A 22,915-nucleotide genomic window follows, 5' to 3' on the forward strand; every position below is an offset into this window, starting at 1 on the left:
TTGTTCGCGCTATTTTTATTTGAAAATTTCAGGAGGGGCGATACCAGTCCATGATTTAGGGATATTTTTAAGGCCAAAGATTTTAGCTAAGATCCACGAGGTATTTCGGTTACTGTTAAAAAAAGCAGCTGTATTGCCCAGGTTTTTTATCTTTTTGCCAGTGATACCAAAAGGGACTTGCATCTCGTTCATAGTCACTCCGCCGTGGCCTTTGGCAATACCGCCATGATCTGAAAGCAAGAGGAAATAACTGTCCTCATACAGATCATCGTCTTTTAGCTGTTGGACAAAACGACCAATTTCGACATCAACTTCTTCTATCGCGGCAATGTATTGCGGTGACATCCAACCATGCTGGTGGCCAGCGTGGTCGACGTGAACACTGTATAAGAATACCAAAGTGGGATCATTCTTATTGTCGCTGATAAATTTTAATGCTTTTGCGTAGTTGCTTTGATATTTGTCATTTTCTTCAAAGGAAACTTCGTCAAGATATTTTTTGTTAATTGGATTGATGAGTTCTGCCCAATTGTAATAGAATGCAGTCTTGGCTTTTGGCTGTTTATCTTTCAGTACCTTAAATATCGAAGGGGTATAACCATTGACGTCTGTTTCTATTGCTTTGAGGGGATGCTTCGTCAAGGTCCAATTGTTGGCTGTGATTCCATGCTCTTCGGGACCTTGTCCCGTAAGATGACTTGTCCAGTTGGGCAAGGTCACTGAGGGGATCACAGGTCTACTGCTGAGGGTGATCAGTCCCTTTTCAAAAAGCCTATCAATATTGGGATGTTTGGATCCATTAAACCCTTCTGTACTGAAACCATCCAAACCGATGACAATAATACGTTGGGCGTTTACATGCAAGCATACAGCGAGCAAGAATAGCGAGAGTAGAGATTTTAGTTTTATCATTTTTAGGTTATTAAATGTTTGTTTTTAATATTTCAATGGATAGTTTAAGTTGATTTTTTTGTTGAAACCCATGCATACATATAGCCTAGTCGAAGACTATATCTGCGTAGGATCAGTAGCTTTGTTATTTAATTTTTATAAATTGATATGTTGGATAATTTCGATAATTTCTTTCGGCTCTTTGATCAATTTGTCGTGCGGCAATACGCTCAATTCCTGTTCATTGTGTGAACCATATAATGACCCGACGTTGCAATACACATTTGCGCTGTACCCCGATTGCAGATCAGAAGGGGTATCCCCTAAATTGATTACCTCTTTAGAGTCCGAGATACCACACTTTTGCATGGCGAGATGAATCATTTCCGGTGATGGACGGCCGTTGATAACATCTGAACTTGTTACAGAGCAGTTGATGATATGGTTTCCTGTTTTATCCAGATTGACATAATCGCTGTTTAGTCCATTATCCCAACCCAGTTTATGGAGGATGATATCCGTTACTTTGCGATAAAAGCCTGTTGTCAGCGCTACTTTGATATCATTTGATCTACAAAATTCAAAAACATCCAATACACCTTCGTAAGGTTTGGCTCCATACGCACGATAATGGTCCTCTAATATCTTGCAGAAATATTGATAAGACTCTTGCACTTTATTTTGATAATAAGGATGGCTTTCGCCAATTTCTTCTTTCCAGATCGTTTCGAATACCAATATTTTGGACCAGCCCATCATACTATTGATCTTCTCTGAAGAAATACTTAGGTTGGTGGCGACTATTGCTTCGTAAAAACACTTTTCAACTTCACCGTTATCTTGGACGGTTGTCCCGGCCATATCGAAAATGGCTAATTTAATTTTACTCATTACAATTAATTATAGGATTGTTTGTTTTGACAAAGCTTATGATTGTTGCACATATGGCGCATATCAAGGCAACAAATAGAAATATATTGGCTGTATTGCCGGTGTAATCGATTAGTTTACCGAATAGGGGTTCGCCGATGGCTGCAAATACATAAGCAAACATATTCATCACGCCAATGCCTGTTCCCACGAGTTTTGTTCCCAATAGGTCTGGACATAAAGTCCAGAAATTGGCTTGCGGACCATACACAACGAAACCTGAAATAAACATGAGTACACCAATCAAAAGATGGTTATGAATAGGTATGCAATAGATTAGGATGGCAATAAAGCTACTGGTGATCATACCTGTGGCAATGGACTTACTTCTGTTTTTATTGAAAAGGAGATCGGAGATGTAGCCAAAAGAAACCGCACCCAAAGCCATACCTATTGGAATAAGGAGCGTAAGCCACATATTGCCAGCAGAGTCTTTGTAGTTGTTGCCTAGAAAGTGGATGGGTACCCAAAAGATCAGACCATAACGTGCCATGCTTTGGAATCCGATGGCAAAAGACGCGATCATAAAGTTGCGGTTCTGAAAGACCTGTTGATAGGATTTTTTCCAGTTATTTTGTTTTTGGGGAGATACCTCCTCATCCTGGTTTGCATACCCTTTTTTTACTGGTGAGCTATAGGCAACAAGCAGAAAAATCAGCAAGGCGAAGGCGAGAAATAAAATGGGATATCTGAATAGTGTACGCCAGCTTTGCTCCTGTTGGACGAGGATCAACGCCATGAAAAAGGTTAAGACCGAAGAGCTCCCTGCGGCCATGGTATAAAATCCAAAGGCTTTACCGCGTTCAGAACTGTTCCACCAGTTGGCAATCAGCTTGCCGCCAGAGCCCCAGGCCATGGATTGAAAATAACCGTTTAATGTCCAAAGGACAAGAATAGCGATATAGGAATTCGCAAAGCTGATAGATAGATTACATAAAATAGAAAATCCGCCGCCGGTGACAATCATCATTTTGGGGCTCCAACGATCTGCAAGGTTTCCGTTGATCAGCTGACCGATGGCATAGCCCATCAACATGGCAAAACTAATCCAGCCTACCTGCTGAAAACTAATACCAAGTTCGGTAGCGATTCCCCTTGCAGCCCACCCAAAATTGTGACGACCCGTGTAAAAAAATAGGTAGCAAAACATGGTGACAAACAACATCTTCCACTGATCTCTTCTGAATTGTTTTTCCATGAACCTATTGCATTGGGGGGTGTGTATAAAGACCTGCCCGGATAGGTTTCTGGGCAACAGCGTAGTCTATTGCTGTATTTACTTCATCCAGTGGAAATTCATATTCAATCAAGGATTCGAAAGGATATTTCTGCCAATTGGTAATGATAAAATCTACAGCGGTCGAAAAGTCTGTATAGTTGTAATTGTGGAGCCCTTTTATAGAGAGCATTTTACGGATCACTTTTTCTGCATCTATACCCGTAAGGCGCTGATTAAATACTGCGCCTACAAGGACAGCGTGTCCATGCAACCCCAAAGTCTCGATGCCAAGTTCCATCGCTTCGGGTGAGCCGCTCATATCGATGAATCTGTCGATTACGATATCTTGGAGCAAAGTATTCTTTTTGGTCTCGCGAAGGTTGAGTACATGTGTTGCTCCGAAGCTCTTCGCCAATTGCAAACGTATGGGATTGATATCTGATGCAATAATGTCCTTGGCACCTAATTCGCGGCACATCGCAATGGTTACTAGGCCCAATAGTCCGATACCTGCGATGTGAACATTTTTAGCTGTTATCGTTTCCGCAAGCCGAAGCGCACCTGCCGAGGTCGCAACCGCACAATTGATTGTCGCTGCTACGGCTAAGGAAATATTCTTTGGAAGTATGCGGATACATGTATGTGGACGCAGGATAATATGTGTGGCCAAACCACCGTGAAAGTCGTCCTGCGCTGTAATCTTCCGATGTCCGTATTTGTATAGCCGCTCGTTTTTTTGTGGAGTTTCAGGCTGATAGCTTGGAGTACTTGGATCGCTTGAAAACACGGTCCAAGTAACCAGATCTCCAATACGAAGTTCGTTGCCCTGCGCATCCAAGCCGCAATGACTAGGGGATATTTCTTCAATTGTACCTACAATTTCATGGCCAAGAATGGTGGGACAAGGTTCGTTACGTAAACCACAGTATGTATGAAGGTCGCTACCGCATAATGTGGTGTAGCGGATGTTTACCAAAATTTCACCTTCACCTAATGCAGGGAGAAGTTTATCCACTTTAGTCAGCGGAGTATTAGCACTGTTAAATACATAGTATGTTGCCAGCTTTTTCATCAGATATAAATATACATTTGTTTTACAATACTAAACAAAGTTTATTTATACTATATTTTTTTGGTATTAAGTTTTTGTGAAGAATATGGGCGGGATGAGCGTCATAAAGCTTTTTTACATCTTGCCACATAATATAGGCATCTCGGGTAGGAGCTTCATTACTTTCCGCCACAAGGATGGGTTGGATAGAATAAATTTATTTGCGTTCTTCCCTTTTAGAATCAGTGTTTTCCAGCCGCTATCGCCAGCTGTGCCAACGTAGATCGGTGGTTAAGTTACTTATCCGGAAGCTTGATCAAATACTCATTCTGCTTGTCGCCATTGAGGTCAATTTCATAGAATGAAAAGCTGCGGTCAGCTGCTTGCAAAGTTTTGATGTCATCTTTAAGGTAGGACTGTAAAACAGCTGCTAAATTTTTGGCAGATATGGCATTGCTTGTCTCCTTCAGATAGGCGGTATCCTGCGGTTTTGAAGAAATCGAGTTTGTCGAATCGGTTGGACCGGAGTCGCGCTTGCTATCTCAGTTTTGTTGAACATCTGATTTATTGACATTACCGCAACTTACAAAAATTCCTAAGGAGGCTGTTAGGAAAGCATATTTTAATTTTAACATGAATAACAGTTTAATGTAAGGGACAACAGCGGAAACGCCTAAGTTAGCCGATGCGGTACGTAAATCCCTTGAATTAAGGACCAACGAAGGAACGGGCTGGGCAATCACCTGGAGAATTAATTTGTGGGCGAGGATGCAGAATAGCGAACGTGCTTATGATGCTGTTAAAAAGCTGATGCGCTTTGTTGGTAAAGATGCCGCCATTAAATACGGGGGTGGGGGCGTTTATGCTAATTTATTTGGTGCACATCCACCTTTCCAGATTGACGGAAATTTTGGTGGCGGAGCAGGTATCTCTGAGATGTTACTTCAAAGTCATCAGGGTTATATTGAACTGTTGCCGGCACTTTCTGAGGAATGGAAGATAGGTGCAGTCAAAGGATTTGTGGCACGAGGTAATTTTGTGCTTGACTTTACTTGGGACAAGGGGCAGTTAAAAGAGGTAAAACTGTTTGCCCGGAAAGGAGGAACCTGCAAACTCAAGTATAAGGATCAAGTGAAAACAGTCCGTACACAAGTGGGGAAAAGTTATGTGTTGAAGTTCTAAAAAATGCTAGCCCTTGACATCTAATAGCATCTTCGTACATGGCTGGATGTCCATGCGGACGCCAATAAACGCTTGGTTGCCGATCATGTTCTTGCAGGTAGAGAAGGTTTTTTGAGTTTGCATACCGAATTAGATTATAGGCCGCTTAAAAGAAATGATCAGGTGAACGGATCGATAACGCTCAAATTTAATTAAATTTAGGGAATTAACGGTATTGAACTTTTTAGGAACCTAAAATAAGCCTGGAAAAAAAATGAAATATAAAATTTCTTACCTAAGCTGTATCCTACAGTACGGCTTATTAATCTTATTATCGACTATCGCTGGGCCAGGTATGGGGCAGCGCAAAGCGAGTACCGACCGGGGCACCTTGGAAAAAAATGGAGCTAGTGATTTTAACCTAGCTCAAAATATGAAATTGGGTGCTTCAAACTTAGATTTTCACGGATTTGAGGGCTATAGTTTTTCGTTTCATGGACGTGAGGCCAAGATTATCCGTCCAAAAGTCACAGCAATTGGCCACCCCTGGGTATGGCGCGCCCGCTTTTGGGGCCATGAACCGCAGGTAGACATAGGTCTGCTCGAGCATGGCTACCACGTGGTATACTGTGATGTCGCCGAGCTTTTTGGAAATGAAGAAGCATTGACAATCTGGGATGGATTTTACCGAAAGTTACAGGATGGTGGGCTCAACAAAAAATCGGCTATGGAAGGAATGAGCAGGGGAGGTGTCTATATCTACAATTGGTGCCTGCGTTATCCTGATCGGATAAATGCCATATATGCCGATGCTCCCGTGCTGGATTTTAAAAGTTGGCCTGGTGGCAAAACAACAGGAAAAGGAAGCAAATCTGATTGGGAAACTTTTAAGAAAGACTACGGATTGACCGAAACGCAGGCTTGGGCATTTGCAGATGCACCTATTGATAAAGCCAAAATCATTGCCAGTTTCAAGATACCATTGCTCCATGTTGTCGGGGATAAGGACGATGTAGTTCCTATCGCCGAAAACACCTTGCCATTTGCGGAGGAGATTCGTCGCGCGGGTGGGAGCATTGAGATCATCCATAAACCCGAGGTCGGACATCATCCGCATTGTCTGGTAGATCCTAGTCCGATTATAGATTTTATACTGAAAGCAAACAGTAAATAGCGGCTAGAGTCATCGCTTCCTTTGGCTAAACAAAAAGCCACATCAAGCTCTGTTGATGTGGCTTTTTGTTGCTGTATTTTATTGGATACCTGAATCTTAAATAGGATAAAATAGTTTTAATAATTGATTTCCAAGTTTTAGTTTCTCGATTCGATCTGTAATAATTTTGGTTAATAATAGCGCTGTAGACAGAGGCGAATCCATGGTGCCGTCGTTTACGGATGCTGAATTATAAACTAACTTATTATTATTTATGAAAGAACTGTTGACCAATAAAAAGCCTAGGGATCGTATGGGCAATTTTGACCTGTTGAAGGCTGGAATGGGAGTAGGGATACTTGCCATGTCTATTTGCTATGGACAGGATTCATTTGCCAAGGGGCGGCCCGAAAGTGAAAAGATGTTTACCATCCAATGGTCTTACAAAGGCGGACTTAATAGCAAAACACAAAAGGCGGAACCGGTCCTGATCGAAGGAACCGTTCGGAATAAAAAAGGTGAGCGACTAGCCAGCGTAACGATATTGTCCAAAGAGGATAGTAAAATCGGAACAAAGACTGACGATGAGGGCCATTTTTCCATCCAGGTGGCTGACCATTCGACCTTGATTGTTCGCCATGTAAATTATAGAAATCAGGAATTCACTGTCCATGGGACGCAAAAGAACGTAGAAATTGTTCTGGATGATAATGATATCGCCTTGGATCAGGTCGTTGTGGTTGGTTTTGGTACGACCAGTGTGAAGAAAAACTCTACTGCCATCGCTTCTTTTGATGCGAAAACAATTGAAAATTTGCCCTTTGGAGACATGGGGTCAGCTTTGCAGGGAAGAATTCCCGGAGTGATCGTGCAGCAAGGCTCGGCCGAACCGGGGCAAAATGGCGCCAGTATTTCCATTCGTGGCAATGGCACACCGCTTTATGTCATTGATGGGTTTATCTCTACACAACAGCAGTTTTTTAGCCTCAATAAAGCGGATATCAAATCGATGACGATTTTGAAAGATGCGGCTTCAACTGCGGTGTATGGGATGAATGCCGGAAACGGAGTTGTGCTGATTACCACCAAACAGGGCGATTCGGGTAAACTCAATGTCAACTATCAGGCAAACTTTGGCTTTAATACGCCTTCATACCAAACCAAGCGCATGGATGCCGATCAGTATGCCACAGCGATCAACAACCTTAACCAGGCTTTGGGAATGGGAATTAACTCCTTCAAGACGACTGAAGAAATGGAGGATATCAAAAACAATCTCAGTAACTTTACCAACTGGGAAAAAGAGTTGACCCGTAGGTTTGTGCCGCAACAGGACCATACGCTTTCACTGAACGGGGGGAGTGAAAAACTGCGTTTCTTTGGTAGCCTGAATGCATTTAGTCAAGAGGGTATTTATAAAGCCAAATCACTGAATTATCACCGGTATACCTATCGGAGCAATGTGTCGAGCAACTTCGATAAAATCGGACTGAAACTAGATTTCAATGTCAATGGCTACATCCGAAATGAGGATTATCCACCGGCAAGTGCCTATACGATCTATAGTAGGCTGCGCGATCGTAATCCATTTGAAAAACCTTTTACATCCAGCGGCCAGATATCAAACCAGTTTGACAACCCTGCATTGGCCTTGCTGAGCCCGGGTTATATCAAGTTAAAGACGGTGTATAATCAACTATCGGGGGCACTCAATTGGAACGTGCCATGGGTCGAAGGATTGAGCCTCGGATTTAATGGGAATTTTAACATCGAATCTCAGGATCGTGTAGACTGGGTCGAAACGGCTACCTATTACGATGAACAGGGAAATGCAACAAAAGAAGATCCTACAAACATAAGTGTCGGACGTTCTTCTTACATGACACAAAACTTTGACGTCAATTTCAGAGCCGATTATCGGCGGACATTTGGTGATGGCCACAATGTGGAAGCAACCCTGGTTCAAAACATGCGTCAGTATTATAGTAATGCCCTGAATGCGGGCTCTCGGGGCTTTTACACCACAGCGATCAAGCAGATCCAAAAAGGTGATGCGGAGTTGATTACAGCGAGCAATACCGAAGGCAAACAGGCATGGATGGGTTATGTGGGTAAGTTTCATTATGACTATAAACAGCGTTATATTTTTGATTTTGCAGGACGTTATGACGGCTCAGACAATTTTATATCAACCAAAAGATGGGGCTTCTTCCCTTCATTCTCTGCCGGTTGGGCTTTGTCTGAGGAAAACTTCTTTAAAGATATAAAGGCCAAAAATGTCTTGACTTATTTGAAACTAAGGGGCTCTTACGGGCAAATTGGTCTCAATGATGCGGATCACTGGGCATATGCTTATCTCGCCACCTACAACTACAATACAAATGGTTATGTGGTGGACGGGAAGTTGGTCAATACGGTTACTCCTGGTGCACAGCCAAGTATCAATATGACCTGGTATACGCGTTCGAAATACAATATAGGAGCAGATTTTGCCCTATTTGGAAATAAGGTCGATGGAGCATTGGACTATTTCTTTGAAAAGACCAAAGGTTATCTCGCCGCCCATAATTCCTATCGCTATACAGATCCCATCGGGTATACGCTTCCGCTGGTGGTGACCGATGCCGAGGACCGGAAAGAAGGACTTGATGGTTTTATCAAATACAAAGACAAGATTGGCAACGTCGATTTTAATGCTGGTTTTAACTTTACCTACTATAAATCGTTTGCCTTTAAAACCAATGAAGACAGTGTCACTCTGGCTAATCCGCGGATTCGTCAACAGGGTAATTACTATGGCTACGTGGGTACTGGTTATGTGGGGGCTCAGTTCTATACGAATCCACAGGATATTCTGAATAATCCCAAACGAGAAACTTCTACAGACCTCAGACCTGGAGATCTCTGGTACCAGGATGTCAATGGTGACGGTAAGATTGATGGGCAGGATCAAGTGCGCTATGGACATAATTCGAGCCCGACATTTGTTTATGGCGTAGACTTGGGTGCAAGCTACAAAGGCTTCAGTGTACAATCTACCATACAGGGAACAGGGATGAAACAAAATTACTTTTCCAATGTGGCCATGGGCTCCGAAGGCGAACGACGCCTGGACTTTCAGTTTCAGAACGACAATTGGTCGCCATCTAATCCTAATGCGACGATGCCAAGACCGGGCAACGCGAGTTTGAACAATAACAATAACTATTCGTCCTCAGACTTCTGGGCCCGCAATACCTATTATGTTCGATTGAAATCCTTAACGCTATCATATGATTTTAAACATTCGATCATGAAGTCGCAGCAATGGATGAACAACTTGACCCTTTTTGTGTCGGGTGTAAACTTGTTGGCATTTGGGCCATCAGTCAAATATGCTGATCCAGAATCCAATACTTTTGATGGTTACGCATATCCAATGATGCGAACCTACTCCGCGGGATTTTTATTGGGATTTTAATTAACAAAGAAAATTTATGAAAAAACGTTTGATAATAGGAATGCTGGGCATGACGGTGATGTTCTTTTCTTCCTGTAAAAAGTTTTTAGAAACGACACCATACGATAAGATTACTGGTGAGCAGACCTGGAATAGTGAAAATTTGACAACAGCCTATATTTACCAGGTATATGCTGATGTATTGGGTACCGATGCCTGGATGTCGGGATATGCACATCCTTATTCGGCAAGGTCGGAAGGAACCACTAAAAATGTGATGGTGGGTACGCTGAACGGTGCCTTTTGGACAAAAGAAAGAGCCGAGCTCATGCTAAAATCAGATAATTATGGCTGGTTAAATTATTCACTTTTATGGCGTATTAATTCGGCAATTGCCAATATTGAAACGAGCACGACTTTTTCGAGTGAATTTAAGAACAGGAGTTTAGGGGAGTTATATTTTTTAAGAGCTGCACACTACTTCGTGTATGCCAAACTGTATGGAGGACTGCAACTGATTGACAAAGTGTTGACACTGGATGATGATCTTCAGATTCCGAGAAGTTCAGCCAAGGAAACTTACGATTTTATGCTGGCCGATCTTCAAAAAGCCGCAACGGTTCTTCCGGCAACTGCCGAAAGGGGACGGGCTACCGCCAAAGCTGCAAATGCTATGATCATGCGCGTAGGGTTGCAGGCTGCGGCCTATGTGGATGGAGGGGCTGCAAATAGCGGATATTACGACAAAGTAATTCAGTCGGGTGAGGCATTGGGACTCAATAATGGTGGAACGCAACTAAGTCCTTACTACAACATGTTTAGATCCTATGAAACTGCAGTTGCGGCCACTGAGTTTATTCTCACCCGTGAGCGTAACAAAACAAATACTTCCCTCTATGATGTGCCTATGCAATATCAGGGACTTTGGTCCACAGGTAAGTTTTCGGCCTTTGCGAAAGCTAACTTTCCAATCAATGTCACGATGAATTTTTGGGGAATGGATGGCGGTTCATGGCCGACGCAAGACTTGGTCGATGACTATTTGGTCTCGGATGTAGATGGACAGTTGAAAACCTGGAATAATGCCAGTTATGTCACGACAGGTAAAAATGTGGACGAGAAAATGTATTTCTCCAACAGCAAGAAAAGAGACCAACGCTTTTATGCAACGATACTCTATGATAGCTGTATGTATTTCAATAATCAGGTACGTGTGTTTTTTAGAAGGGACGGAAATGTGAGCAATGCCAATAGCAAGATTAACGAAGGTTCGGTACAGGAATATGGGTACCAGTCAGGAAATACCGAAAATTATAATTCCAGTACGGGCTATGCGATGGTGAAGTATTTTTATGATAATATTGTAAGCCTGCCTTCACCATCTGACCAAAAATTGGACTATGTATTTTCGGTGCTCCGTTATGGGGAGGCTTATCTCAATATGGCTGAGGCTTATCTCATGAAGGGGGACTTTGCCAATGCAAAAAAATACATGCTGCCGACCATGGTACGTCATGGTGGTTTTTCTGAAAGTATCGTCAACCAATATCTAAATACACTTTCGGGCAACAACTGGGGAAACTCACTTTTTGAAGCTTATAAAAGAGAACGGAATGTGGAGATGGTTTACGAAAATAACGATCGGTATTGGTCGCTGTTACGCTGGGGCATGCGCACATCGGGTGGTCTGCGCGATGGAGCTTATGTAGGATCAGGATTTGTTATTCCTGAATTGCAGGGCAGCTTACGGGGAATTCGAATTTCGAGAGATGGTAAATCTTATTCTTTTTTTGAAGACAATAATGTCGTTGGGGAAGCTCGATTCTCTGCCAAAAGGTACTTGATGCCAATCAACGAATCTTTCCGCTTGAAATCAGGCGTGAAGCAAAATCCGGGATGGGAATAAAAATTGGAATACAGATATAATGAAATTGATTATGCATAGAATAAATCACAAAATAGGGCGTATTTTGCTCGGCCCACTAACGCTCATTGCAATGGGGAGCTGTTTAAAAAAGGGCTATGAAGAGCTGCCAAATTCGCCAGACAACAAACTGACTGCAGTAAGTTATTCATACCGCTTTCTATATAATGATACCATACAAAAAGGAACTCCCATGCAGGAGATTGAGCTTGACCGGGTCTGTGAGGTCGTTTTTAAGAATACGGCGGTAGCTTTTGATACGAATGGACAAAAAGGATATACGTCTACGATTTCGTACGATATCAACTCAGTTAAGAAGGCGGGACCTTTGGGATCCGTCACCAAGCAGATGTTATTTGATGAGTTTAAAAAACGGATTCAAAAAGACCAACTTGCTAACCTGTGGGTTACGATCACTGTGTCGGACGTTTCGGTGGTTTCGCCGCTCAATGGAGCTCCAGTATTAGGTAAACCGGGCGATTTTTCACAGGATAGAATGTATCGGGTGACAGCAGCGAATGGTGACGCCCAAGATTATACTTTAAGAACAATAAAGGGGTTTTAAATAGGTGTTAGTTTCACTAAATTGGTAGGAGTGGGCTGTACTTTGTTACAGCCTCTCTTGTTAGTTGTGGCTACAGATCCATTTCTTTTCGAAACTCGCGTGGTGTTTTGTTCATAATGGATTTAAAAAACTTATTGAAGTTGGTCAGATTTTGATAACCACATTCGTAGCAAATCTCCGATATGCTAAGCGTCCGGTCCATGAGCAGTTTACAGGCATGGCCAATGCGCATCTCATTGACAAAGCGAGAAAATGTTTTCTGGGTATGACGTTTGAAAAAACGACAGAAGGCATTGGGCGTCATATTGAGCATATCGCTGGCAACTTGAAGATTAACTTCCTCTTTAAAGTTGCTTATCACATAAAGGTAAACCTTATTAATGCGTTGGGTCTCCTGTTCTCCAAAGGTTGGGCGATAACCGTCGGAAGCTAAACTTTCAAATTCAGCTGTTTCCTGTAGCAACTGAATAAGGCTGAGAAATTCGATGATTTTTGGAAATCCTTCTTTATCACTGAGTTTTTCCATTAAGCGCTGTGCCTTATCGAGTGTTTCACCATAAAAACGAAGTCCACGTTGAGCCTTGCGGATAAAATGCTGCATAGCCTGAATTGTCTGATGTTCATCGGTCAATCGAAGTAAAAAATCGGCAGGAAAATAGACAACAATTGCACGGGCACGTAACTGATTTCCCTGTTGTAGAAATGAATCATCATTACGCCAGATATGTGGAATATTTGGTCCCATCAGTACAAGATCACCTTCTGTAAACGTTGCTACGTTGTTGCCGACTATGCGCTTGCCGAAACTTTCCACGATCAGCACCAACTCACAGAGCTCGTGAAAGTGCAGCGGATTGCTCAAAAATTCCTGATCGACCAATTTGACATGGATTGTCTTTTCGCTGGGTGGCGTAAGTTCAATAAATTGAGGTTTGGATAATTTGTTCATACATAGCTACATTGGTTAATGCAAAAATACGGTATTTACTGGTATTTCAAACAATATTCGCTTAATAATATGAAGTATGTTATCAATAGTGTGTAAATAGTTTTAGTTTTTGTATAACCAGTTGTAGTATTGCCGTGTGAGAGCAGCTATCTTTGACAAAGAATGTAACAACGTTGTATTGCATTCTAATCGGGTGGAATTACAACCTATTATGATATGAAAAAACTAAAAAAACTGGTGGTGTTGGCTTTGTGGGGGGTAATGGGGAGCTGGGCAATGGCGCAGCAGGCGGCTTATCAGTTGCCGGCCAAAGTGACTGGTCTGAAAGCTCCTGTACAATCCTTAAATGGCCAATGGAATTTCAAATTTGATCGCGGTTCGGCTTGGGAAAATATTCAGGTTCCCGGGGAAGCTGTCATGCAGGGCTATGGTATTCAACACGACCAATCTATTTTTTATAGACGCAAATTTTTAGTACCCAGCCAGTATGAGGGAAAAAAGACGATCATTCGTTTTGATGGTGTGTATAGCTTTACCAAACTGAGCATCAATGGTAAAGCGGTGACAAGTCATCATGGTGGATTTACACGTTGGGAAGTAGATATTACACCTTATGTGATTTTCGGAAAGCAGAATGAAATTGAGCTTGAAGTACAGGATCAACTGGATGATATTTCTTATGCATCGGGCTATGCACACCATCCGATAGGTGGGATCTTGCGGGATGTGACTTTATTTGCAACAGCGGCACATCCTGTGACCGACTTTAACATCGAAACAGCCTTTGACGCGTCGTATACCGACGCGCAGCTAAAATTGGATTTTGGCGGTTTTGTGGCCAAAGGGGCTACGATTACGTATACATTGACTGATCCGAACGGCAAAAGTATTATCTTGGATAATCCTGAAAAACCAATTGTAGCGGGGGCCAACAGCCATGTGTTCCGTGTAGCTGCACCGCTAAAATGGGATGCCGAGCATCCAAATCTTTATCGGTTGGATGTGGAAGTGAAAGAGCAGGGGAGGTCTACGTATGCCTTTCATAAATCGGTTGGGTTCCGCGAAGTAAAAGTGGTTAAAGACCAGCTTATGGTAAACGGCAAACCTGTCAAGCTACGTGGCGCCAATAGGCACGATATGCACCCGACCTTAGGACGCAGTGCTTCGGCCTATTACGATAGCTTAGACGTTCAATTGTTTAAAGAAGCCAATATTAATTTTATCCGTACCTCGCATTATCCGCCCACAGAACGTTTCGTCGAATATTGCAACCAGTACGGTATCTATGTGGAAGTAGAGACTGCGATCTGTTTTGTGGATACTTATAGGCAAAAAAATTATGCACCCGGCGCCTCACAAAACGATCCGAAAAAGACGGATCAATACCTAAGTCAATCGCGTGAGATGGTCAATACCTTTAAAAGCCATCCAGCTGTACTTTTCTGGTCCATCGGCAATGAATCAATCTACGGCGACAACTTTAAGCAAAGTCACGACTTGGTGAAGCGCATGGATCCGACAAGACCCCTTATCTGGAGTTATCCGGGCTCTCAAACCACCGAACCTAAGATTTATGAACTTCTGAGCATGCATTATCAGGACGTGTATGGTAACTTGACACAGTATGGCAAGACCACGCGTAACTTTGAGGGACATGGCATCCCGGCTTTATTCGATGAATGGGCTCATCCGGCCTGTTACACGTATAAAACCTTACAGGATGATCCGAATATCCGTGAATTTTGGGGAATCTCCATGGACATGATGTGGGGTGGGTTGTTTCCGAAGCAAGGGGGCCTTGGTGGTGCAATATGGGGCTATGTGGATGAGGTATTTATGATTCCACAGCAGCTGAAGAAGGGGACTGCTTTTTGGAAGGAATTTTCCCGTACCGCCAAACCTGAAGATTTTCAGGGACAGGCGGTAGGTTACGGTGAATGGGGGATCGTCGATGTTTGGCGGCGCAAGAAACCTGAATTTTGGTCCACAAAAAAAGCGCAGTCTCCTGTATTGGTCACGTTGAAAGGAAAGATAATACCTGATTTTGCCCGCTTTCAGCCACTGACGATTCCCGTATACAATCGATTTGATCATACTTCGCTCGAGGAAATTAAATTGGAATACACCTATGACGGAAAGACCTATACCCTAGGATTACCCAATATCGCACCGCATGAGAAAGGATATATTCAACTACCTGGTTTAGCTTGGCAACGGGGGGAACAACTGGCTTTGCGCTTTGTGGATAGCAAAGGGATGATACTGGATAGCTACCGTTATCATTTGGGAGAGCGTACTATTAAAATGCCTGAATCGACTCAGAATGGAGGTATTCAGCTTATTGAAGATTCTGGTCATTATCTGATTAAAGGCGAGGATTTTAACTTCCCGATTTCAAAAACAACAGGTTTGATTGAAAATGCAACAATTGGCGGTAAAGTAGTTATACAAAAAGGTCCTTTCTTAAACATGGATATTAACCTCAATCATCTGACTGGTGCTGAAGTCCGCAAAAGTGCAAGCAAATACCTGCTCGAAGATAAAAATTGGCAATTGAGCAAGTTGGATGTACGCATCAAAGACAATTTGGCCCTGGTCTCGATTACGGGAAAAAATGGCAGTTTATCCATCCAGTTCGATCTAACTATAGATGGTAAAGGAGAAATGAAGACTTTATATCATACCCAGGGGGAGCCCAATGGCTACCTGCGCGAGATCGGAATTAAGTATTATCTCAGCAATGAACTCGATCGTATTACCTGGAGCAGAAATGGTTATTGGAACGATTATCCCCAAGAATCATTTGCGGGCAATGAAGGGGCGGCTAGCTTGTCTTATGTAGGTAACGCACAGTATGGCCAAGAGCCTAAGCAGCCATGGTACATGGATACGCACAACTATTATTATTGGGCAGATAAAGGTGCACGCAGTCAGCATCCACTAACGCAGCAAGCAAAGGGAATGAAAGAGAATATATACTACTACTCCTTGGGTAGAGGGACAAAGGACCTCATGCATGTGGTTTCTCCATTGGGCGACAATGCTTGTCGTATGGATCGCCTGGAAAATGAACAGTTGGTTTTGTATGTAAACAACAAATGGGATTATCCGGAAATTGCCTGGGGCAATTATTGCAAGACCTTGGAAGCTTCACCCTGTCAGGGAGCTATCACATTAAAATTCTAATGATATCGCTATGTTGGCTTGGATTGATCAAATCATTTATCTGCTGTATTTTATTGTTGTCGGCGGCTATGGCTATTACATTTATCGACGCAAACAGAGTTCGGGTTCACTAACGCACGACTATTTTCTGGCGGAAAGTTCCTTAAGCTGGTGGGCAATCGGGGCTTCTATTATTGCTTCGAATATCTCTGCGGAGCAATTTATAGGGATGTCGGGCTCGGGTTTTGCGCTGGGACTGGCCATTGCATCCTATGAATGGATGGCTGCTATCGGACTAATTATTGTGGCGGTCGTGTTTTTACCCATTTATCTGAAGAATAAGATTTTTACCATGCCTGGGTTTCTGCGTAAGCGTTTCGATCCACGGGTGAGTATGGTGATGGCTGTATTCTGGGTCTTGGTCTATGTGTTTGTCAATTTGACCTCGATACTTTATCTGGGTGGTTTGGCCATTCAGTCGATTGCGGGGATTCCCATGGTTATAGCGGTTTGGTCACTGGCGGTATTGGCCTTGATCATCGCCCTGGGCGGGATGAAGGTAATTGGCTACACCGACGTGATTCAGGTGGTCTTGTTGATTATAGGCGGGCTCACGACGACCTATATCGCCCTCGATCTCGTGGCGCATACAAAGGGCATGGGACATTGGATGGACGGACTCCTTATCTTGAAAACGGAGGTGCCACAGCATTTTCATCTCTTTATCGAAAAAGGACAGATGATAAAACCCGATGGTACCGATGCTTATATGGATCTGCCCGGATGGTCGGTTCTATTGGGTGGCATGTGGGTGATCAATCTATCGTATTGGGGATGTAATCAATATATTACCCAGCGTGCACTGGGAGCCAAAAATCTAAAAACAGCCCAAAATGGGATGTTGTTTGCAGCCGTGATGAAGCTGTTTATGCCCTTAATTGTGGTGCTGCCCGGCATTGCCGCTTATTATTTATACAAAGAAGGCTCAAATTTGAATTTTGCCCAGGGAATGCTTGAAGACAGTACCGTGAAGCCCGATAAAGCTTATCCGCTGCTACTCTCGATTTTACCGACGGGCTTCAAAGGATTGGCTTTTGCAGCTTTAACGGCTGCTATCGTGGCCTCGCTGGCTGGAAAGGTTAATAGTATCGCAACGATTGTGTCTTTGGATATTTATAAAAATATAAAAGGCGATGCCGTGAGCGATACAGCTTTGGTGAAGCTGGGCAAAGTAACTGTACTGATTGCCTTGGTCATTGGTGCCTCCTTGGCTCCGCTATTGCAGCATCTGGATCAGGGCTTTCAGTTTATTCAGGAGTTTACAGGTTTTATCACACCGGGCGTATTGGCGATTTTTCTGATGGGTATCTTTACAACTTGGACAACACCTAACGCAGCATTTGCTGGTGCCATTTCTACATTTGCCTATTCTTTGCTCTTTAAAAATTTCTGGTTAGATCAAAGTCCCTTTATGAATCGCATTCTTGTGGTGTTTATATGTACCATAGCAACGATGGTATTGGTCAGCCTGCTGGGCAATCGAAACTATCGTAATGATACAGTAATCGTGAATAGAAATCTTTTTGTGACCTCCAGTGGTTTCAAATTAGTGAGTTTATTCATCCTGGGCGTATTGGTAGCCCTGTATGTCTTTTTGTGGTAACATGATTTAATTGATATAAAAAATGAAAGAAAACTATCTGGTGGAATGGGCAAATGATGAGGAGCTCTTTGAGCTGATCCGTAAGGAACTTTTTACAGCTGTCATTGGGGACGTCATGGATAAAATGGGATTGTTCCATCAATTTCTACCACCGAGTATAAGACCGCTAAAATCCGATCTGTTTTTAATAGGCAGAGCAATGACGGTATTGGAAGCTGATGTCTGCGGGAATGCTGAAGAGCAATCGAAAAATCCGGTGCTGTCAAAATCATTTGGATTTATGCTTGAAGCCTTGGATGATCTGCGCCCGGGCGAGGTTTACATTTGCAGCGGCTCTTCGCCGGACTATGCGCTTTGGGGTGAAATCATGAGTGCAAGAGCAAAAGCATTGGGTGCGCATGGCGCGATTGTCAATGGCTACTCAAGAGACACCGTCGGGATCTTGGCGTTGGATTTTCCTTGTTTTTCCATGGGCTGTTATGCGCAGGATCAGGCACCGAGAGGCAAGGTTATTGACTGGCGTGTACCAATCCGATTTGGAAATGTCCTGATCAAGGATGGCGATATGCTGATCGGCGATATTGATGGTGTCTGCGTAGTACCGCGCGAATATGAACAGGAGGTTTTCGCTCGGGCATTTGAAAAAGCCAGAGCTGAAAAAGTAGTATTGAACAAGGTTATGGAAGGCATGGGTGCCAAAGAAGCATTTGAAAAATATGGAATTATGTAAGGTCAAATTATCCAAAGGAAGCTGGTTGGCGCTGTTGTTGGCCTGTTCCAGCTTAGGAAATCTATCTGCGCAACAAGGTGGACAATTTTTGACGCCCTTGCCTGATCAATTGGTTATGACTAAAACCAGCCGCATTCCTTTGAATGGACAATGGAATTTTAAGGTGGCCGACGCTAAACCCGTGGCCATTCAAGTACCTGGAGAATGGGAAATGCAAGGCCAACATGTTGCTCCGGGCGAAACCGCAGTGTATGAACGCTCATTTGACATGCCTGATGATTGGGAAGGCAATCCAGTATATATCCGCTTTGACGGTGTCAGTTCACATGCGCTTGTGAAAGTTAACGATCAGCTGGTCGGTGAACATGAAGGGGGATTTGTAGCTTTTCAGGTCGATCTGACCGGAAAAGTTAAGAAGGGTAAAAATAAACTGACTGTAGAAATTCAGGCCAATACTATCAGTGATATTCTCTCCTGTGTATCTCAGTATGCGGCACATACTGTGGGTGGAATTTTGCGCAAAGCGACTTTGTTTACCGTGCCTAAGGTGCATATTTCGGATGCGCAGGCCGTCACAGATTTTGACTCAAAATATATTCATGCAACGCTCAAACTTGCAGGCTTGGTTCAAAACAGTTCTAACCAGAAGCAACAGGTTTCACTGCGTTATGTGCTTAAAGATAGCAATGGAAAAATAGTTGTTGAAAAATCATCCGACCAGATTCAGCTTGGGGGAGGGAGTCATAAGCAGATCGAAAGTCTATTGACGGTGAAAAAGCCGATGCACTGGTCGGCCGAAACGCCTTACCTCTATGTGTTGGAAACAGCGCTGATGGTGGATGGCAAGACCGTACAGATCAACATACAAAAAGTTGGATTTCGGGAAATTGAAGTGCTCAAAAATCAGTTGATGGTGAATGGTAAACCTGTCAAATTGAAAGGAGTGAATAGGCATGCTGTACATCCGTTGAACGGTAGGGCTTCTGATCCAGCAATTGATCGGCAGGATGTTGTTTTATTTAAACAAGCCAATGTCAACTATATCCGCACCTCGCACTATCCACCATCGGAAGAGTTTTTGAATGCAGCGGACGAGTTAGGTATGTATGTGGAGAGTGAGGCGGCTTTGAGCTGGATCCAGCATCATGCCTCACCAATCTGGCGCAAATGGGATTATAAAGACAAGCGTTTCTTGCCTGTCATGCTTGGCGCAAATATCGATAATGTGCTGGGCAACCGCAATCATCCCTCGATATTATTTTGGTCTTTGGGCAATGAATCGCATTGGAGCCCATTATGGGCGGAAGTCAATGCGCGTGTGAAAGCCTTAGATCCAACGCGTCCGACGAGTTTTCATGACCAGACTTGGGGCGGATTTAACAATGGTGGGAGTAAAGCTGATATCGCCAATTACCACTATCCCGGCATTAACGGACCTAAGGCGACAGATACCATGACAAGACCGACTTTATTTGGTGAATACGCTCATTTGTCCACTTACAACAGGCGTGAACTGCTGACCGACCCCGGTATCCGTGAGGCTTATAATGCACCCCTGGTCACTTTTGTTGATTCAATCTATAAACATTCGGCCAACTTGGGTGGCGCAATATGGAGCGGTATTGATGATAGCTTTCACCTTCCCGACGGACGTATTGTTGGGTATGGCCCTTGGGGTCCAATCGATGGTTGGCGTAGACCTAAACCTGAATATTTTGGCATGAAAAAGGCCTTTTCGCCCGTCAAGATCAGCACGCCGAAACTGAAGGATGGGAAAGTAGTGGTCGCTATTGAAAACAGATACGATTTTCTTTCGCTTGATCAGCTCAATCTGTTTGCCATCGTGGATGGCAAACAGATTCCTTTTAAGGCCCCAATCAAACCGCGAACAAGTGGAGAGGTAATATTACCGATTCAAGCTGATTATAGTTCATTGCGGATTATTGCTATGGACAATCAGCAAAATGAGGTTGAAAATGAGCTATTTGAGAAAGTTGCTAAATGTCAGGAAAAGTTTTCGGCTACGGAACTACAGCTCAAACAAGATTCGGCGTATATTTATGTCAAGCAAGGTATGGTAGATTATACATTCAGCCGAACCTATGGCAAATTGCTCGCTGTCCGAAAAAATGGGGAGCTGATTCTGACAAAAGGGCCTTCGGTTGCACTTATTGAATCCAATGCCGAGGATGGTGGTAAACCAAACGTGGCGGGGGAAACGTATCAAAATAACATAGCCCCATTGAAACAATATGAGCAATATACATTATTTGCGAATGCCATAGAGGCCAAACAGGCAGGCGACAGTGTAAGTGTTGTTGTGGATCTAACCTACCAAAATGGAACAGGAAAGCAAAAATTTATTTTCCTTAAAAATGGCCTTTTACGGGTGGAATATGAGATGAACTATCAACAGGGGAAAGAAATGGATCTATATCAATCCGGATTGATGATGGAACTGCCTTTATCTTACGGTAATCTCGCCTGGGCTCGGAATGGAACATTTTCGACCTATCCTGCCAACCATATCGGACGTAATGAAGGCGAAGCGACATTGCACGCAGCAGCGCTGTATGAAGTGGAAGAGCACGGCAAGCCTCAGGCGAAAGATTGGAAAGATGATGCCAATATATTGGGTTCAAACGACTTTAGGTCGACTAAAATCAATATTTACTGGGCAAGTTTGAAAAGCCCTATGGCAGAGATCAAAGTGATATCTAATGGACATCAGCATACACGGGCCTGGAAGCAGGATCAGCATATTCAATGGTTGATAGCTGATTATTCGAATAATGGCTCAGAGCCTTTTTATGGCTCACCGCACAGTTATGGACGTAAAAAGCTAAAAAAAGGCGACAAGTTAAGCGGACAGATTATTCTTAAGATAAAATAAAATAGTAGAGCAATGAAGATTATAGACGTTAAAGTCTGGTTGGTTGAAGGCGTAAAATACAATTGGACTTTAGTAAAGATTTATACCGATACAGGGCATACTGGTGTTGGTGAAGCGACCAACTGGCCTGGTAGTCCAATAGTTTATGAAGCGGCCAAACATGTGGGGCAGCGGATTATAGGCTTGGATCCGATGAAAACAGATTTTATCTGGACCAAACTCTACCGCGATCTCAATTGGATCGGACCCTATGGTGCAAGTATGTGTGCCATTTCGGGTATTGACATGGCCTTATTGGATTTGAAAGGTAAGGTGCTTGGGGTACCTTGTTACGAACTGTTAGGGGGCGCTTTCCGTAAAGAGATTTTGTTGTATGCCAACTATTGGTTTACTGGTGGTGGACATAATCCCGAAGACTATGCGCGACAAGCACGAGCAGTCAAAGAAGCCGGTTTTACAGGATTAAAATTTGATCCTTTTGCGCATACAAACTACCTTTATGGGGAAGATCTGGCAGCAAATCTGACCCTGACTGCCGAACAGCAAGATCTCGCTTTTGAAGTGAGTAAAGCTGTTCGCGAGGGGGTAGGCCCCAATTTTGACATTATGATCGAGACACATGCCATGTTAAATTACCGTGTCGCTGTACAAATGGCGCAGCGCCTCTCGGAGCTGAATATTACCTGGTATGAGGAACCAGCAGGACCCGAAAATGCCGATAACTTGCGCGCCATGAGGGAGCGTATTCCCTCGAATGTGTCAATTTGCGTAGGAGAAAGACATTATACCCGCCATGGGATTAGGCCGGTATTGGAAAAAAATATCTGTGACATTATGATGCCTGATATTACGCGTTGCGGTGGGCCTTCGGAAATGAAGCGTATGGCAACAATGATGGAAGCATATAATGTATTATTGGCACCACATAACCCCAATGGGCCACTTTCCACCTTGGCCAGTGCGCATGTCTGTGCTTCAGTACCAAATTTCTTCAGACAGGAATTTATGTTCAATGATGTGCCCTGGCGCGATGAAGTCATTGATCATTCGATTAAAGATATGGTGAAAAATGGCCATCTGGTCTTGAGCGAAAGACCGGGATTGGGGGTAGATTTGATCGAAGAAGAAATGTTAAAACATCCTGGAGTATTGGAACATAGACCGGGGTTTTATGTGTAAATT

Annotated in this window: 15 protein-coding genes and 1 pseudogene; 11 read left to right on the forward strand and 5 right to left on the reverse strand. The window is 43.4% G+C overall.

Annotated elements, in window-relative coordinates:
- Positions 1-15: 15 nt before the first annotated feature.
- The 4 genes from BWD42_RS11890 to BWD42_RS11905 all read right to left on the reverse strand — a co-directional run bounded on the left by BWD42_RS11890 (position 16) and on the right by BWD42_RS11905 (position 4,112).
- Positions 16-912 (reverse strand): alkaline phosphatase family protein, encoded by an 897-nt coding sequence (locus tag BWD42_RS11890; protein ID WP_077436554.1) that lies wholly within the window; start codon positions 910-912, stop codon positions 16-18.
- A 135-nt stretch (positions 913-1,047) separates the two neighbouring features.
- Positions 1,048-1,782, reverse strand: a complete 735-nt coding sequence (locus BWD42_RS11895; RefSeq protein WP_077436556.1) for an HAD hydrolase-like protein — start codon at positions 1,780-1,782, stop codon at positions 1,048-1,050.
- The gene (locus BWD42_RS11900) at positions 1,775-3,019 is read right to left on the reverse strand and encodes an MFS transporter (protein WP_254846225.1); all 1,245 of its coding nucleotides are present in this window, start codon (positions 3,017-3,019) and stop codon (positions 1,775-1,777) included. Before BWD42_RS11900 ends, BWD42_RS11895 begins: the two co-directional genes overlap by 8 nt.
- Positions 3,020-3,023: 4 nt before the next feature.
- A complete protein-coding gene (locus tag BWD42_RS11905; RefSeq protein ID WP_077436558.1) occupies positions 3,024-4,112 on the reverse strand; it encodes a zinc-binding dehydrogenase in 1,089 nt (362 codons plus the stop codon).
- Positions 4,113-4,766: 654 nt separating this feature from the next.
- Between BWD42_RS11905 and BWD42_RS25210 the strand changes: the two are divergent.
- The 6 genes and pseudogenes from BWD42_RS25210 to BWD42_RS11930 all read left to right on the forward strand — a co-directional run.
- Positions 4,767-5,021: pseudogene (locus tag BWD42_RS25210) on the forward strand (glycosyl hydrolase family 95 catalytic domain-containing protein); the annotation flags it as partial.
- Between the two features lie 6 nt (positions 5,022-5,027).
- Positions 5,028-5,273 (forward strand): glycoside hydrolase family 95-like protein, encoded by a 246-nt coding sequence (locus BWD42_RS25215; protein ID WP_410528288.1) that lies wholly within the window; start codon positions 5,028-5,030, stop codon positions 5,271-5,273.
- 253 nt (positions 5,274-5,526) lie between these two features.
- Complete coding sequence (locus BWD42_RS11915) at positions 5,527-6,426, forward strand: alpha/beta hydrolase family protein (protein ID WP_077436562.1); 900 nt, start codon at positions 5,527-5,529, stop codon at positions 6,424-6,426.
- A gap of 253 nt (positions 6,427-6,679) precedes the next feature.
- Entirely contained in the window at positions 6,680-9,865 is a 3,186-nt protein-coding gene (locus BWD42_RS11920) for a SusC/RagA family TonB-linked outer membrane protein (protein WP_217700061.1), read from the forward strand.
- 16 nt (positions 9,866-9,881) lie between these two features.
- On the forward strand, positions 9,882-11,750 hold the full coding sequence (locus tag BWD42_RS11925; RefSeq protein ID WP_077436564.1) for a RagB/SusD family nutrient uptake outer membrane protein: 1,869 nt from the start codon (positions 9,882-9,884) through the stop codon (positions 11,748-11,750).
- A gap of 31 nt (positions 11,751-11,781) precedes the next feature.
- Positions 11,782-12,333, forward strand: a complete 552-nt coding sequence (locus tag BWD42_RS11930; RefSeq protein WP_077436992.1) for a DUF5018-related domain-containing protein — start codon at positions 11,782-11,784, stop codon at positions 12,331-12,333.
- Positions 12,334-12,403: 70 nt separating this feature from the next.
- Here BWD42_RS11930 and BWD42_RS11935 read toward each other — a convergent pair whose 3' ends face one another.
- On the reverse strand, positions 12,404-13,282 hold the full coding sequence (locus BWD42_RS11935) for an AraC family transcriptional regulator (RefSeq protein ID WP_077436565.1): 879 nt from the start codon (positions 13,280-13,282) through the stop codon (positions 12,404-12,406).
- Between the two features lie 216 nt (positions 13,283-13,498).
- Here BWD42_RS11935 and BWD42_RS11940 point away from each other — a divergent pair, with 216 nt between their 5' ends.
- The 5 genes from BWD42_RS11940 to BWD42_RS11960 are packed head-to-tail and all read left to right on the forward strand — an operon-like array spanning position 13,499 to position 22,912.
- Positions 13,499-16,468 (forward strand): glycoside hydrolase family 2 protein, encoded by a 2,970-nt coding sequence (locus BWD42_RS11940; RefSeq protein WP_077436567.1) that lies wholly within the window; start codon positions 13,499-13,501, stop codon positions 16,466-16,468.
- Positions 16,469-16,478: 10 nt separating this feature from the next.
- On the forward strand, positions 16,479-18,110 hold the full coding sequence (locus tag BWD42_RS11945) for a sodium:solute symporter family transporter (RefSeq protein WP_077436569.1): 1,632 nt from the start codon (positions 16,479-16,481) through the stop codon (positions 18,108-18,110).
- A gap of 22 nt (positions 18,111-18,132) precedes the next feature.
- Entirely contained in the window at positions 18,133-18,840 is a 708-nt protein-coding gene (locus BWD42_RS11950; protein ID WP_217700062.1) for an RraA family protein, read from the forward strand.
- The gene (locus BWD42_RS11955; RefSeq protein ID WP_077436571.1) at positions 18,827-21,733 is read left to right on the forward strand and encodes a glycoside hydrolase family 2 protein; all 2,907 of its coding nucleotides are present in this window, start codon (positions 18,827-18,829) and stop codon (positions 21,731-21,733) included. The genes BWD42_RS11950 and BWD42_RS11955 overlap by 14 nt, the downstream gene beginning before the upstream one ends.
- A gap of 12 nt (positions 21,734-21,745) precedes the next feature.
- Positions 21,746-22,912, forward strand: a complete 1,167-nt coding sequence (locus BWD42_RS11960; RefSeq protein ID WP_077436573.1) for a mandelate racemase/muconate lactonizing enzyme family protein — start codon at positions 21,746-21,748, stop codon at positions 22,910-22,912.
- Positions 22,913-22,915: the final 3 nt, after the last annotated feature.

Source organism: Sphingobacterium sp. CZ-UAM, assembly GCF_002000245.1.
Lineage (GTDB): Bacteria > Bacteroidota > Bacteroidia > Sphingobacteriales > Sphingobacteriaceae > Sphingobacterium.